Genomic DNA, 14,767 nt, shown 5'->3' with positions numbered 1-14,767 from the left:
CCTATTTTTTAGTTAAATATCCTTTTTTATGGTAAAGTTATGCTATGTGATTCATTTTTTCGATCTGATGTTCAATGACCTCATTCAATGTTAATCAAAACGAACTGAAAACCCGAGTGCTGGTGGTGGAAGACTCCCGGCCCCTTAATTTTTTCTATAACGCGGTAGTCAAAGGGCTGAATACCGAGGTTCGTTCCGCCTATACCGGCCGTGAAGCCATTGAACTTCTGGACACCTTCGCGCCGGACATCGTACTGCTTGACCTTAACCTTCCGGACATTCCGGGAATGGAAATTCTCAGCATGCTGGGACAGCAGTATCATCAGGTCATCACCATCGTGATCACCGCAGATGAAAGAGCCAACCTCCCGGCTGAAGCCATGCGCCTCGGTGCCTATGACTTTCTGGTAAAGCCTGTTGACAGCAACCGTCTGCGCACCACAATCAACAACACCATCGAAAAGCTTGAGCTCGACGCCAAGGTCAACGGTGAACCCGACAGCTCAATCCATCTCGGAAACTTCATCGGCGCTTCAAAGGTCATGCGCGACATCTACGACAAACTCTGCCGCATCAGAAACTCCAAGGCTTCCGTATTCATCACCGGAGAGAGCGGTACGGGCAAGGAAGTGACCGCCAACACCCTGCATGAGCTCAATACCGAACGCAAAGGCAAGTTCATGGCCATAAACTGCGCCGCCATACCGAAGGAAATAATGGAAAGCACCATCTTCGGTCATGTCAAGGGTGCGTTTACAGGTGCCGTGGCCGACCGTACAGGCGCCGTGGCCGAAGCTGACGGCGGTACCCTGTTCCTCGACGAAATCTGCGAAATGGATCTGGAACTGCAGTCCAAGCTTCTCCGCTTCCTGCAGAGCAGCAAGTACCGCATGGTCGGTTCTCAGAAAACACTGTCGGTTGACGTAAGGGTAATCTGCGCCACCAACAGGGATCCATTCAATGAAGTCAAGCTCGGAAATTTCCGCGAGGATCTGTTCTACCGTCTTTTCGTAATTCCGATTCACCTGCCTCCTCTGCGTGAACGCGAGCATGACGTACTGCATATCGCCATGCACTTTCTGAAAAAATACGCCGAACTCGAACACAAGGATTTTCTGTACATTTCCCACGAAGCTTCGGAAATCATGCTGAAATATCCATGGCCCGGCAACGTCCGCGAACTGCAGAACGTCATCCACAGTACCGTGGTTCTCTTTGAAGGTCCGGTAATCACCGGAGAGATGCTTCCTGCCAATATTCTCAAGGCTGTCGAGGACATCGTGAAGAATCCGGAGCACTACCAGAAATACGTGGGCCGCAATTCAAGATTTCTGATTGACGGTTCAGACGCGGTCATGCCTCCGGCTTTAGGCGCTCCTTCCGTCGCCGCACCTCAGCCGGTACCAGCCGAAAACAGGGTGCCGGGTTCCCGGGCCCCCGAAGAAAACAGGGCCGAAAAATCCGAACCGGCAGGCAGTGCCGTCCCTGAAGCCTCCGCTGATGCGGATGACTCGTCATCACCGGGGCTGACCGTTTCCCCTGCCGGAATGATAAATCTTCCGGTGAAAGAAGATGAAATCCAGACTCTCGAAGACGTGAAGCGCATATACACCGTGGCAGCCATAAACGCCTGCAACGGCTCGGTGGCTCTGGCTTCAAAACTTCTCGGAATCAATGTCACCACCCTTTACAGACAGATGGAAAAGTGGAAGGAAGACGGTTTTATCGAAAAGTGCAGCGTATTCATGAAGCCGGCAAAACGCGGACGCAGACCTTCAAAACAATCCTGAGCATTCATCCGGCACTGACCGTTTCCGGAAAATCTTACGCTTTGAAATCATACCGGTGCAGTCAGAACGCACCGTTCATCCTCCGGATATTGAATTGTTTTTTTCCGGTATTATAATTTCCTGAAATAAGCCTCCGTGAAAGCCGCTGACTTTCCTGACGGCATCTGACGACTGATACTGAAAATGACGACAGGAAACAGAATGAAATCTTCCATCCCCAGAAAGATAATTGCGGTATGTCTTACGGCAGCCATGGCCGGACTGGTACTCGGCATAGACATAGGCGTAATAGCACAGGCCAAGGACTTCATACAGTCCGATCTCCATGTAAGCGATACGGTTTTATCGGTCATTGCAGGAGCCATGATGGGCGGAGCCACCATAGGAGCACTCTGCGGAGGCGTTCTGACCAGAAAACTCGGCAGAAAATATTCTCTCATCATCAGCACCGTCTGCTTTGTCATCAGTGCTGCCTGCGGAGCCCTGGCATGGAACGGCACCGTTCTCGTCACTGCCAGAATCCTTGTGGGTATTTCACTCGGCGTGGCGTCATTCACCGCACCGCTGTATCTCTCCGAGGTGGCGCCAAAATCAATAAGAGGCACCATGATTACGCTCTATCAGCTCATGATAACCGTCGGTATCCTGATTTCATTCATCGTCAATACCATGATCCGGTATGGTACCTTCACCGGAGCAGAAGGACAGATCGCCTCGGAAATGATGTTCGGTTCAGTCTCATACGGATGGAGAACCATGTTGGGCGTCACGCTGATTCCCGCCACGGCATTCCTTATCGGCCTCATGTTTCTGCCTAAATCACCGCGCTGGCTGATTTCCACAGGCCGCATGGATGAAGCGCTTGCGGTTCTTGAAAAAATCAGAGGTTCCGGAGAGGAGGCCCGTGAAGAAGCTGAGGAAATCATCAGTACCGTTGCGGCACAGACCGGCGGAATCCGCGGCTTCGGGCTGTTCCGCGGTAGCGTATTCTTCAGAAAAGCGGTTTATCTCGGAATTGCCCTTCAGCTCATGCAGCAGCTCTGCGGCATCAACGTAATCATGTACTTCGGTCCGGAGCTTATCAAAAACGCGGGGTTCAGTTCTGAATTCGCCACCAATCTCGGGACCATCATCATCGGCCTTACCAATGTGCTGGCAACCTTCATAGCCGTGGCCTTTATTGAAAAATGGGGACGCAGAATCATCCTGCTTGCAGGATACTCCATCATGTCTCTGTCCATGATCTGCGTTGCACTGTTCATGCATCTGAACATGAGTATGGCGGCCATAGCCTCGGTGCTGGTGTTCATCATCGCCTTTGCCTTCTCCGCCGGCCCGGTTGCCTGGGTTCTCTGTTCCGAAATTCAGCCTATTGCCGGCCGTGACTTCGGCATAACCTGCTCCACCGTGGCCAACTGGCTGTCAAACATGACCGTGGTGGCGACCTTCCTTCCTCTCATAAAAGCACTGGGCAGCGCTGAGACCATGGTCATATATGCTGCCGTATCGGTAGTATCAGTGATCCTGATTCTGCTGTATGTTCCCGAAACACGCGGCGTGTCACTTGAACGCATTGAGGATAATCTCATGAAAGGCAGAAAACTCCGTGACCTCGGACAGACCGGAGAATAACCTTTCCGCATAAGGAACGGCGGATCGGAAAAGGCAGCCCGTAATACTTTACGCGACTGCCTTTTCCGTTTTTTCAGATAACACCGTTACAGTGTAAGTCTGGCAATGACCAGTCCCACAAAACACGCTACAAAGGTTCCTATAAGTCCGGGGATCATGAAGGAATGGTTGAAGTACCATTTACCGATTCTGGTGGTACCGGACATATCGAAGTTCACGGTTGCTATGTCTGACGGATAGTTCGGAATAAAGAAGTAGGCATAGGTTGCCGGCATCAGACCGATGACGGTATGCGGAGGAAGTCCCAGAGCCACTGCCACCGGAAGCATAATCTTGGCGGTTGCGGCCTGTGAATTGACCACGACAGATACCGCAAAGAGGGCAAAGGCAAAGGTCCACGGATACTGGGTAACCATACCCTTAACCGCATTCTCAAATGACGGCATGGCATAATTGAAGTAGGTATTGGACATCCAGGCGATACCGAATATGGCCACACAGGCGGTCATTCCCGATTTGAATACCACCCCCTTGGGTACTGCGGAGGCCGGAGTTTTGGAAACAATCATCACCACGGCTCCGAATGCCAGCATTATCATCTGAATAATGACTCCCATGGATATCGGCTTTGCACCTTCGCCAATGGTTCTCACGGCAGGAAATGCGGCGATTATCAGAATGGTCACGATGGATATCAGGAACATTACCACTGACAGTCTGGCTCCGAACGGAAGCTGTTCATTAAGGGTGGTCTGTGACGTGGCGTTTATCATCGCCCGAAAGTCCGGATTCTTCATGCGTTCGTGAAATTCCGGATCGTCATCAAGCTCCTTTCCTCTGAAGGTTGAATATACCGACATGGCAAGAACCCCCAGCAGAGTAGCTGGCAGAGTCACAATCATGATATTCATGAGACTGAGATTTTCAAGTCCGGGAATGCTTAAAACATCCCTGCCGAGATAACAGGCGGTAACGGCTGATATCGGTGAAGCGGTAAGAGCAATCTGCGAGTCCACTGAGGATGCGGCCATCGGACGTTCCGGACGAATTCTGTTTTTCAAAGCGATGTCGCCTATAATCGGCATAATGGTATAGACCGCGTGTCCCGTGCCCAGCATCAGGCTGAGGGTATAGGTTACCAGAGGTCCTAAAAAGGTAATGCCCCTGGGATGTCTGCGCAGAATTTTTTCAGCTATCTGAAGCATGAATTTCAGGCCGCCGGCCGCTTCAAGCACGGAAGCACAGCCCACCACGGCTATAATAATGAGCATTACGTCAACCGGAGGCGTACCCGGCGGCATTCGCAGAACAAAAACTTCCACCGCCAGACCGATTCCTGATACCAGACCGAGGCCAATGCCTCCGTATCTGCTGCCTGCGTAAAGTATCAGCAGCATGAAGATAAATTCGGCTATCAGCATGATTTCCTCCTTTGATGCGGAAATTTTCGGGAATTCCGGATATTCTCCTGAAAAAGCACTCTGAAACACGTTCATTCCGTGACCGGAACGGCCAGCCCGTCGGCTTCCCGAAAAAAAAACGGAGACGACATACCTTCATTCTATGATCTTTGCCGGATAAAATATCGGCGGTGATTAACAAAACACCGATCACCGGACCGAAAGCTTCCCGGAAGAAATAATGACATAAAAAAACGGCCTGAACATTCAATGCTCAGGCCGTACCGTTCATTACCGGTATTTTAGAATACCACGGTCTTGTTTCCGTGAATGAATACCTTGCCGTCAACCACGCGGCTCAGGGCTCTCACCAGAACCTGACGTTCCACGTCCCTGCCGGCCTTGGCCATGCTTTCGGCACTGTAGTTGTGATTAACCTTGATTACGTCCTGAGCGATAATCGGACCTTCATCCAGATCATTGGTAACAAAGTGAGCGGTTGCACCGATAATCTTCACACCGCGGTTGAACGCCTGCTGATACGGCTTGGCACCGATGAAGGCAGGAAGGAATGAATGGTGAATATTGATGAGGGAACCGTTAGGAAAGCTGTTCACGAAGTTAGGGGTAAGAATACGCATGTACTTTGCCAGCACCACGTAGTCGAACTCGAACCTGCTGATTGCTTCAAGCATTCTGGCTTCGTGTTCTTCACGGCTCAGGCCTTCATGACTTACGGTCACGAAAGGAATATCAAACTTTCTGGTAAGATCCTCAAGCTTGTCGTAGTTGCCGATAACACCGACAATGTCAATCGGCAGAGCACCGGCGTAGCTCTTAATCAGCAGATCACCGAGCACGTGAGCTTCCTTGGTTACCAGAACCAGAACTTTCTTTCTCTGAATTGGCATCAGCTTGCAGATACCTCCATCAGGGATAACGTGTCTGAGTTCTTCAATGAAAGAATCTGCAGTACCGAAATCCCCTTCAAGCTCGGTTCTCATAAAGAATCTGCTGTCATCGAAGGTTGAAAACTGATCGTTCTTGATAATATTGTACTGATATTTAAAACAGGTACCGGTAATACCGGCAATAAGTCCTTTCGCATCAGGACATTCAGTACGAAGAATACGGCGTTCCATTTATTAAAAACCCTACTTTATGTTCAATGTTGACATGCCAACTCAAAAAACCGTCAGAAGTGTATCAAATATATGAGATTTTATCAATGACGGAGCCTAAATTCACCTCCTCAGGCCGTAATTTTTTACCGACTGAAGCCGATAAGCGTCAGCCTGACGGACACGGGCTCAGAAAGTTCTCCGTAAACTCTCTCCGGGTTTTATCCGCAGGCCCGTATTTCCGGTAAAAATTTAACCGGTAATTTTTTCAGTAAAGCCCCCGAAAAAATTGCAAACAGCATGTTTTTTGTATATATTTCACATAGAAAAAAAACAGCATACAGGTGTAAAGTCATGGATAAAAAGTTACTTGTGCTTACCGGAGCTTTTCTGCTGGTGGGATGTTCAGTCACATCAAGCTCTTCACAGCAGAAAATCGACATAAAAATGGCCAAAGACAAGTATGAACAGTCTCTTGCCAACCATATAGAAGTAGTCGTTGACGACAACGTTAAATTCGTCGGTCAGCGCAGTATCAACGTTCGACGCACAAAAACCGAACTTAAGGTGAAATACGGTTCTCTGCCGGGAGACAATCCGCAGTGTATAGTTACAGACACCATGGTGATCCAGCAGCATGACAAGCAGAAAAAAGGTCTGCTTCAGCCTGCAAACGCCATTGTGAAAACCGGAGCAGCAGCAGTGGACACCACCAGCCGCTTCCTGATATCCACACCTTCAAGTTCCATGACCGGCAGTGCAACCCAGTTCTCATCAACCTCTTCGGAAGTATCCAGCGCGGAAGACACCAACTGGTTCTACGGCTATGATCATAATGAATACATGTACTCTCCGCGAATCGTTGACAGTGACGAATGCCGTGAATGGATCAAGCCTTACCTCAAGGACGGCACCTCTCTTGACGCCAGCGTTGATCTGATAAGCCCTGAAACCGTAAGGGACCTCAACTTTGCCGATCCTGCCGAACAGATTAAGCAGTTTGATCCAACTGAGCAGATAAGACAGCTTGATCCGACTGAACAGATAAGACAGCTTGATCCGACTGAACAGATTAAGCAGCTTGATCCGACTGAACAGATAAGACAGTTTGATCCGGCTGAACAGATAAGACAGCTTGATCCGACTGAACAGATTAAGCAGCTTGATCCGAGTGAACAGATTAAGCAGCTTGATCCGGCTGAACAGATTAAGCAGCTTAATCCGACTGAACAGATTAGACAGCTTGATCCGGCTGAACAGATTAAAACAATCAATCCGGTCAATCAGATTAACACGATTAATCCTGCCGGTCAGATTAAGAAGATTAATCCGGATGACCTGAATACCGCCGCGGATCCTGCCGACGGCATCAGAGTCATCAACCGCCGGTAAGGTGCTGATGACAGGGTCTTTTCTCAGAAAAAGACGTATCTGTTTTATTGAACGGAAAATGTTCCGGAAGAAGCCTTCAAGGCTCTCCTTACGGAACATTTCTGATATTTATGGCTCTAAATTTTCCTTAGGATTAGATTAAACGGTTAACTTGCGGTTACAGATAATGTTGAAGTACGGTACTCTCTTACTTTGTATTTATGCCTCCATGCTTTCATCGGCGGCGACTGCCGGTGATTCCTTTCAGAAAGTATCTGAACTTAATGATTCCGAAGTAACGGTTACGGAAGCCGTCTCCCCGAAAGTCCCCGGAGAACCTGTTCCCTACGACAGCCTTTCACCTCAAAAGCGGCATCTCTGGAAAAAGCTTCTTCACTATGACATGAGCACGGACACCAGCATCATTTCCGAAGACAGCAGCTTCTTCCTGTCAGAAAAAGGCAGAACGGATCCCGAAGCGGAATACGAAGAGACCATAAAATTTTTCCGAAAGGATCCCCACAACGCCTGTTACTACCCTGCAAGATTCTATCTTATTCACGACGGTGACATTCCCGAGGAAATCATTAAAGATCCGGAATGTAAAATCTTCAGTGATTTTCTTGACAACGTGGGACTTGACACCCTGAAAATCATTTTTGTGGCCGAGGATGCCCTGGTGCCGATTTCCGCAGCCGGACATATTTTCGTGAAAGCGGAAGGCGTCAACAGAAAGGGAAAGTTCCGTGAATACTCCTTCACCTTTGCCGCCTATGAGGAAAATGAAATCAATCTGGTGCTTAAATTCTTCAGCAACGGCATCAACGGCATCTACAGTCTGCAGCCCTACTACATGAACGTGTCCGAGTACATGGCCACCGACAGATCCCTGTGGGAATTCGAACTGAATCTTACCGAAGAACAGAAGAAGATATTCTACCTGCACATGCTGGAGCTTAAAAATCACGGAACTCTGTATTCCTTCTTCAGCATCAACTGCGCCTCGGGCATGGCCAAGGCCCTGGCAGTTGCCGATGACCGTCTGGACAGCCGTGACATAGTGTTCTTTGAAACCCCTCTGGAATACATATCCGAGGTCTACCATAAAAAGGGAATTATATCGGACATTGAACTCATTCCGTCAGAAAGTGAGAATCTGTACTTTTCCTGGAACAGATTATCCACGCCTATAAACAGCTATCCGAGCAACCGTCTGGAAATCACCGGTCTGTACAATTCGAGATATCACGCCGGAGCTCTCTTAAGATACGCTCCGACCCTGAACAACCTCAAGGATGACAATATTTCATCCCCTTCACTTTCAGAATCAAAGCTCATTGAAGTATCGGCTAAATACATGGACGACCATTTCTATCTGAATGAGATTGAACTGCTGAACCTCAACCCGCTTCCCGATGCGCGACTGGGCAGATTCACCTCCATGAACTACCTTGTCGCCCTGCACGGCAGCGTGGACTCCACTCACGTGGGGCTCTATCCGGAATTCTCCCTCGGCAATGCGGTATCCTTCCGCATGGGCGACTTCATTCCGTATGTTCATCTGCGCTACGGATATACCGTTCCGCACAGCAACAATCACGTTTTCGTAAGACCTGAAGGAGGCATCTTCTTCTGGAACCGGGACATCGGCAAAATAAATCTCTCATACGAAATTCCCCTGACCACCCACCGGTACTACCGCAACTACATGTACAGGTATCAGGCAACCTGGAGCAGATACATCTCCCACAACTTTTCAGCCAATGTCGAATTCACCGATTACAGGCTCGGGAACAATGACGGCAGCCACAGTCAGCAGCGCCACGGAGGGAATCACATGACCGAGGCCGGAGCCTCCATAGTGTTCTATTTCTAAAAGGAACGGAACCCGCAGTCTGGCGGAATTCCGTCATGATTCATACAAAGAAAAAGGCATAACCGCCTGCGCGGTTATGCCTTTCCTTATAAGTCAGTAATCAGCTGATTACTTCTTTAACAGATACTTGCGGAGAACAGCGAAGTCTGCATCCATGTTGTCTGATAAAATCCTGAGATCAGCTCTTGAAGCCAGAGCTTCCGGTAAAGGTAAATCGATACCGAGGATTTCATCAACGCTTTCCTTGAACTTGGCCGGAGCCGCGGTACATAAGAAGATACCGGTATCGCCGGCTTCCATGTTGTTCTGGAGAACCTTGTAAGCAATGGCTCCGTGAGGTTCAGTGATATAACCCTTGGCATGGGTTTCCTTCATTGCTTCTCTGGTTTCAGCGTCGGAAAGCTTGCCGTAACCTAATTCGGCGAGATTCCAGCCCTTAACCCTGAAGAGTTCTTCTACGCGAGGCCAGTTGTTAGGCTTGGAAACGTCCATTGCGTTTGAAAGGGTTGCAACGGTTGCGTGAGGATCCCACTTGCCGGTTGCAAGGTAGCGAGGTACTGTATCGTTGTCGTTGGTTGATACCACGAACTTCTTGATGTTGAGACCCAGAGCCTTGGCGATGAGACCTGCGGTGATGTCACCGAAGTTACCGCTTGGTACAGACACAACCACACTCTTGCGCTTTTCGGCAGGAAGCTGGGCTACTGCTTCGAAGTAGTAGCATACCTGAGCCAGCAGACGGCTGATGTTGATTGAGTTTGCACTGTTAAGACCGATGGCCTGCTTTAATTCTTCATCATCGAAGGCAGCCTTAACCAGAGTCTGACAGTCATCGAAAGCGGCGTTAACGGCTACGGTACGGATGTTACCGCCTAAAGTACAGAACAGCTTTTCCTGAAGGTTGCTGATCTTTCCCTTCGGATAGAGTACTACAACTTCAATGTTAGGAAGGTTGTAGAAGGCGTGAGCCACGGCGGCACCGGTGTCACCGCTGGTTGCGGTCAGAATGGTGATCTTCTTGCCGTTGGCAACCGCACCGAGGCACTGAGCCATGAAACGGGCCCCGAAGTCCTTGAATGCGAGTGTAGGACCGTGGAACAGTTCAAGAGCGTAGTTGTTTTCGTCAACCTTGTGTAAAGGAGCACCGAAAGCGAAAGCGTTCTTTACGAGTTCTTCAAGATTTTCGATTTCGTCGGCACCGATGAGGTGACGGAGAATTCTGGCAGAACGTTCTACGAAAGGAAGAGCCAGAAGAGCATCAACGTCCTTCAAAGGTTCGATTGATGCAGGGAAAAACAGACCCTGATCCTTTCCCAGTCCCTGCTTTACGGCCTGAGCATAAGAAACTTTTTCTTCATTATGTTTAATGTTATAAAGCTGCATATAAATCACCACTTAATCTGACACGGGCTTTCCCGTGAATTTTCAAACTCTGTTTATGCCGGAATTTCCCTGTTCGCCCTTTCATGACTTTTCCGGAAACTCCGATTATTCATAAAAGCTTAAAACACCGGTCTCGACAGACCGGTGTTCATCTCAACAATTAGATACTGGTTACCACGGTACCGTCAGTATCGATTCTGCAGATATTGCAGAAGCCGTCATCATTCTGGATGAAGTTCTTCTTGAGATATTCCTGAAGTTCTTCAGCCTTGGCAAGATCCTTCATTACCACGAAGATTGAGGGACCTGAACCCGAAATACCGCCGGCAAGAGCGCCTAATTCCATGCCCTTGGCCATGGCATCGTCATATCCGGGAATAAGTTCCTTGCGGTAAGGTTCGGCAAGGACGTCCTTAAGAACGGCGGCTGCCAGCTTTTCGTTGCCGGTATGGGATGCCTGAATGAAAGAAGCAATCTGACGACCGAAGGTGATACAGGTTGAACGGCTGTATTCCTTTGGCAGAATGGCACGTGCGGCAGCGGTGCTTACGGTGATTCCCGGATAGCATGACACCCAGTACCAGTCAGCAAAGCTTGGTACGGTTTCAGTGATGATGCCGGCTTCCTCAACCATCAGCTGGATACCGCCGAGGTAGCATGGAGCCACGTTGTCAAAGTGAACTGAACCTGAAATCTTGCCTTCAAGTCTGCCCATCAGCATTAAAGCTTCATCCTTTGATAAAGGATAATCATGGAAGGCATTGAGAGCTTCAACGGCTGCCACGATTGAGGCGGCAGATGAACCTAGGCCTGAACCGATAGGAAGATTCTTCTTGAGAACCATCTTTACCGGCTTAACGGCGATCCCCTTTTCAACAAGAAGATCCTTAAAGCCCACATAGGCGTCGTAGCAGATGTTCTTCTTCGGATCAGCAGGAAGCTTGGAGGCGAACCAGCCTTCAATACTTAAATCAAATTCACTGTCCCCTGGATAAACATCAACGTTATCACCCAGAATCTGACCGTCAATCGGCTTCAGGGCAGCGCCGAGAATATCAAAACCGACGCTTACATTACCGATTGAAGCAGGAGCGAATGCACTAACACCCATTTTTAATTAAGCCTCTCTCTTCCAATTTAAAGTACGTAAAATATCTGCGAATACACCGGCTGCGGTAACTTCAGTACCCGCGCCATAACCGCGGAGAACCAGTGGAATCGGCTGATAGTATGCGGTAAGGAAGGCAAGCGCGTTTTCGCCGTCCTTAACCTTGTATAACGGATCGCTTTCCGGTACGGCCTTGATGGCAACGTGACACTTGCCGTCAACGATGCTGCCTACGTAACGGAGAACTTCGCCTCTTTCTTTGGCTGCTTCAATTTCCCTGCGGAAATATTCATCGGCCTGAGGCAGACGTGCCAGGAATTCTTCAGTGGTACCTGATGCGTCAAATCCCGGTGGTAAAGCCATCTGAACATCGATATCGGAAAGATCCAGTTCCATGCCTACTTCACGGGCAAGGATAAGAATCTTTCTTGCAACGTCCATGCCGTTTAAGTCATCACGAGGATCCGGTTCGGTGAAGCCCTTGGCTCTTGCGGTAAGGGTTGCTTCGCTGAATGACAGACCTTCTTCGAGCTTACCGAAGATGAATGACAGAGAACCTGAAAGGATACCGTTGAATTCCTGAAGGTTATCACCTGCGGCAATAAGATTCTGCAGGTTTTCGATTACAGGAAGACCTGCACCGACGTTGGTTTCGTAAAGGAACTTGCGACGGCGTAACTGTGCCGCCTTGCGCAGGTCACGATAGTATTCCATGGTTCCGGTGTTGGCCTTCTTGTTAGGAGTTACAACATGGAAACCTGCCAGCAGGAATTCCTTGTACTGTGAAGCCACGTTAGGATCTGAAGTACAGTCTACAATCACCGGATTGATCAGGTGAGTATCGGTGATGAACTTCTTGGCTTCAGCCAGAGAGAATCCGATAGGAGAAGCGTTGAGGGCGGTCTTGTAATCTGAATTCAGATCGATGCCTTCCTCGTTGAGCAGCATGTGCTTTGAATTGCACATACCTACAATACGCATCTTCACGCCGTGCTTCTGCTGAAGAATCTGCTGCTGTCTTCTGATCTGGCCGACAAGAGCACCGCCTACACCGCCGATACCGATAAGAAGCACGTCGATGAACTGCAGTGAACTGAAGAAGTTCTGGTGGCAGATTCTGATGGCTTCACTTACCTTGTTCTTGGAAACAACGGCAGAAATTGATCTTTCTGATGAACCCTGGGCAATGGCGTTAACATTGATGTTTGCAAGTGACAGTGAGGTAAAGAACTTAGAAGCGATACCTCTTGCGGTGAGCATGCCGTCACCTACTACGGAAATAATGGCCTTGTCATGGGTAATGTCGATACCGTCAAGCAGACCTTCCTTGAGTTCGAGCTTGAATTCATCGTTGAGCACCTGCATTGCCTTTTCGGCATCACTGGTATGGATACAGAAGCTGATGCTGTATTCTGATGAAGACTGGGTAATCAGGGCAATAGAGATCTTGGCGCGTGATACACAGTTGAAGATACGGCCGGCCATACCGACCATACCCTTCATTCCGGGACCGCAGATGTTTACCAGAGACATATTGGTAAGATCGGAGATACCCTTGATAGGAATATTGAGGTCGCCTTCTTCCGCAATGGTGGTGCCTTCGTAATCAGGATTCATGCTGTTCTTGATTACGCATGGAATACGGAACTGAGCAATAGGAGCAATGGTACGAGGGTGCAGAACCTTGGCACCGAAATATGAAAGCTCCATGGCTTCCTTGTAGCTTAAACGCTTGAGCAGCAGAGCATCGTGAACGATTCTTGGATCACAGCTGTATACGCCGTCAACGTCAGTCCAGATTTCGCAGCACTCGGCGTTCACGCAGGCGGCGAGACATGCGGCTGAGTAGTCGGAACCGTTACGGCCGAGAAGAACCAGCTCACCCTTTTCATTACCGCCGGTAAAGCCCATCATTACATAGATGGTGCCGTCGTTTCTGGGACGCTTTGCGAAAAGGCTTCTTGATAAATCGATGTTAACGGTTGATTCAAGATAGTCACCTTCGGTGGTCTTGAGAACTTCAACCGGGCATAAACGGGTAACATTTTCGCCTCTTGCCTTCAGCAGGTTTTCCATGAATACGGCTGAAAGCTTTTCACCGCGGCTTAAAATGGTAGCCTGAACATTGTCAGGGCACTGACCGAGAAGCATGATACCCTGAACTCTCTTTTTGATGAGAGTGAATTCGTCATTTAAAATCTGATGGAGAGCCACATCGTCAACATTAGGGTACTTCATCTTGATACCCTGAATAAGTTCAACGTAAATAGCTTCAATACTGTCCAGAATATTCTGAACATCATTACCCTTGACAGCTTCGGCAACAAGTTCCACCAGGAAGTTTGTCACCTTTGCAGGAGCTGACAGAACCAAAGCCACCTGCGACTTTCTATGGGTTTTCACAACAATGTCTGACACATTTAAAAAACGTTCAGAGTTAGCTAAAGAGGTACCACCAAACTTTAAAACTCGCATTAAAATCTCCATTGCAACAAAAAAAGCCCGTGATTCACAGAATCCTGGGCTTTCTGAATGTCAATCACGTAACAGAAACTAAAATTAACAGCCCTTTCCAGAAAATGCTGTTGTAATTGTTGTAATCACGATAGTTTCTGTTGTAATCGACATAAATATCCTATGTATGTGCACCATGCAGTAAAATTTTTCTCATGATCCCAAATTCAAGGTAAAAAGTCAAGTACTACAGCCATTTACAGTATATTTTTTAACCAAAAAATCAGTCATTACGGTAATAACCGGGAAGAAGCCTGAAAAAGCATTTTGAAACACTGTTCCGCAACTGCCGCGCAGTTCATTCCGGATCAGCCGCTACCGTTTTCCTGAAGCGATAAGTTCCAGCTTTTCACTGCGGCTGAGCCGCTTTATGTGCCACTCACGGCTCATAGCCTCGCTTCTGCTCTCATACTCTTCAGAATATACGAGTTCCGCCGGCAGACGGGAACGCGTGTATTTTGCGCCGCGGCCGCTGTTATGGGCCGTCACTCTCGCCTCAAGATCATTTGTCCATCCGCAGTAAAGCGTATCATCGGAACAGCGCAGGATATATACATAATTCATTATCACCT

10 protein-coding genes are annotated in these 14,767 nt (G+C 48.7%); 4 read left to right on the top strand and 6 right to left on the bottom strand.

Translation table 11 applies throughout. The features are described from left to right. The first annotated feature begins 74 nt into the window (after nucleotides 1-74). Both T489_RS0103570 and T489_RS0103560 read left to right on the top strand, forming a co-directional pair. Nucleotides 75-1,790: a sigma-54-dependent transcriptional regulator gene (locus tag T489_RS0103570; RefSeq protein WP_051621760.1), complete on the top strand. Its 1,716-nt coding sequence runs from the start codon at nucleotides 75-77 to the stop codon at nucleotides 1,788-1,790. 201 nt (nucleotides 1,791-1,991) lie between these two features. Continuing rightward, a complete protein-coding gene (locus T489_RS0103560) occupies nucleotides 1,992-3,422 on the top strand; it encodes a sugar porter family MFS transporter (protein WP_031578671.1) in 1,431 nt (476 codons plus the stop codon). 86 nt (nucleotides 3,423-3,508) lie between these two features. Here the strand turns inward: T489_RS0103560 and T489_RS0103555 are convergent, their stop codons facing one another. After that, the gene (locus T489_RS0103555) at nucleotides 3,509-4,918 is read right to left on the bottom strand and encodes an anaerobic C4-dicarboxylate transporter (RefSeq protein WP_198020408.1); all 1,410 of its coding nucleotides are present in this window, start codon (nucleotides 4,916-4,918) and stop codon (nucleotides 3,509-3,511) included. 206 nt (nucleotides 4,919-5,124) lie between these two features. Then, nucleotides 5,125-5,964 (bottom strand): formyltetrahydrofolate deformylase, encoded by an 840-nt coding sequence (gene purU, locus T489_RS0103550; protein ID WP_031578669.1) that lies wholly within the window; start codon nucleotides 5,962-5,964, stop codon nucleotides 5,125-5,127. Between the two features lie 333 nt (nucleotides 5,965-6,297). On the opposite strand from purU, the gene T489_RS0103545 reads away from it, so the two are divergent. Next, the gene (locus tag T489_RS0103545; RefSeq protein WP_031578668.1) at nucleotides 6,298-7,335 is read left to right on the top strand and encodes a DUF4573 domain-containing protein; all 1,038 of its coding nucleotides are present in this window, start codon (nucleotides 6,298-6,300) and stop codon (nucleotides 7,333-7,335) included. Between the two features lie 166 nt (nucleotides 7,336-7,501). Beyond that, a complete protein-coding gene (locus T489_RS0103540; RefSeq protein WP_084155387.1) occupies nucleotides 7,502-9,190 on the top strand; it encodes a lipoprotein N-acyltransferase Lnb domain-containing protein in 1,689 nt (562 codons plus the stop codon). A 108-nt stretch (nucleotides 9,191-9,298) separates the two neighbouring features. Here T489_RS0103540 and thrC read toward each other — a convergent pair whose 3' ends face one another. The 4 genes from thrC to T489_RS0103520 form a co-directional block, all read right to left on the bottom strand. Next, nucleotides 9,299-10,573 (bottom strand): threonine synthase, encoded by a 1,275-nt coding sequence (gene thrC, locus T489_RS0103535; RefSeq protein ID WP_031578666.1) that lies wholly within the window; start codon nucleotides 10,571-10,573, stop codon nucleotides 9,299-9,301. A 160-nt stretch (nucleotides 10,574-10,733) separates the two neighbouring features. Next, nucleotides 10,734-11,684 (bottom strand): homoserine kinase, encoded by a 951-nt coding sequence (thrB, locus tag T489_RS0103530; RefSeq protein ID WP_031578665.1) that lies wholly within the window; start codon nucleotides 11,682-11,684, stop codon nucleotides 10,734-10,736. A gap of 6 nt (nucleotides 11,685-11,690) precedes the next feature. Beyond that, nucleotides 11,691-14,156, bottom strand: a complete 2,466-nt coding sequence (gene thrA, locus T489_RS0103525) for a bifunctional aspartate kinase/homoserine dehydrogenase I (protein ID WP_031578664.1) — start codon at nucleotides 14,154-14,156, stop codon at nucleotides 11,691-11,693. Between the two features lie 354 nt (nucleotides 14,157-14,510). Beyond that, nucleotides 14,511-14,759: a GIY-YIG nuclease family protein gene (locus tag T489_RS0103520; protein WP_031578663.1), complete on the bottom strand. Its 249-nt coding sequence runs from the start codon at nucleotides 14,757-14,759 to the stop codon at nucleotides 14,511-14,513. Nucleotides 14,760-14,767: the final 8 nt, after the last annotated feature.

The sequence above is a fragment of the Ruminobacter sp. RM87 genome, from assembly GCF_000701925.1.
Classification (GTDB): Bacteria; Pseudomonadota; Gammaproteobacteria; order Enterobacterales; family Succinivibrionaceae; genus Ruminobacter; species Ruminobacter amylophilus.
The sequence above is the reverse complement of the archived record's forward strand: the minus strand, read 5'-3'. Positions and strand labels throughout refer to the sequence as shown.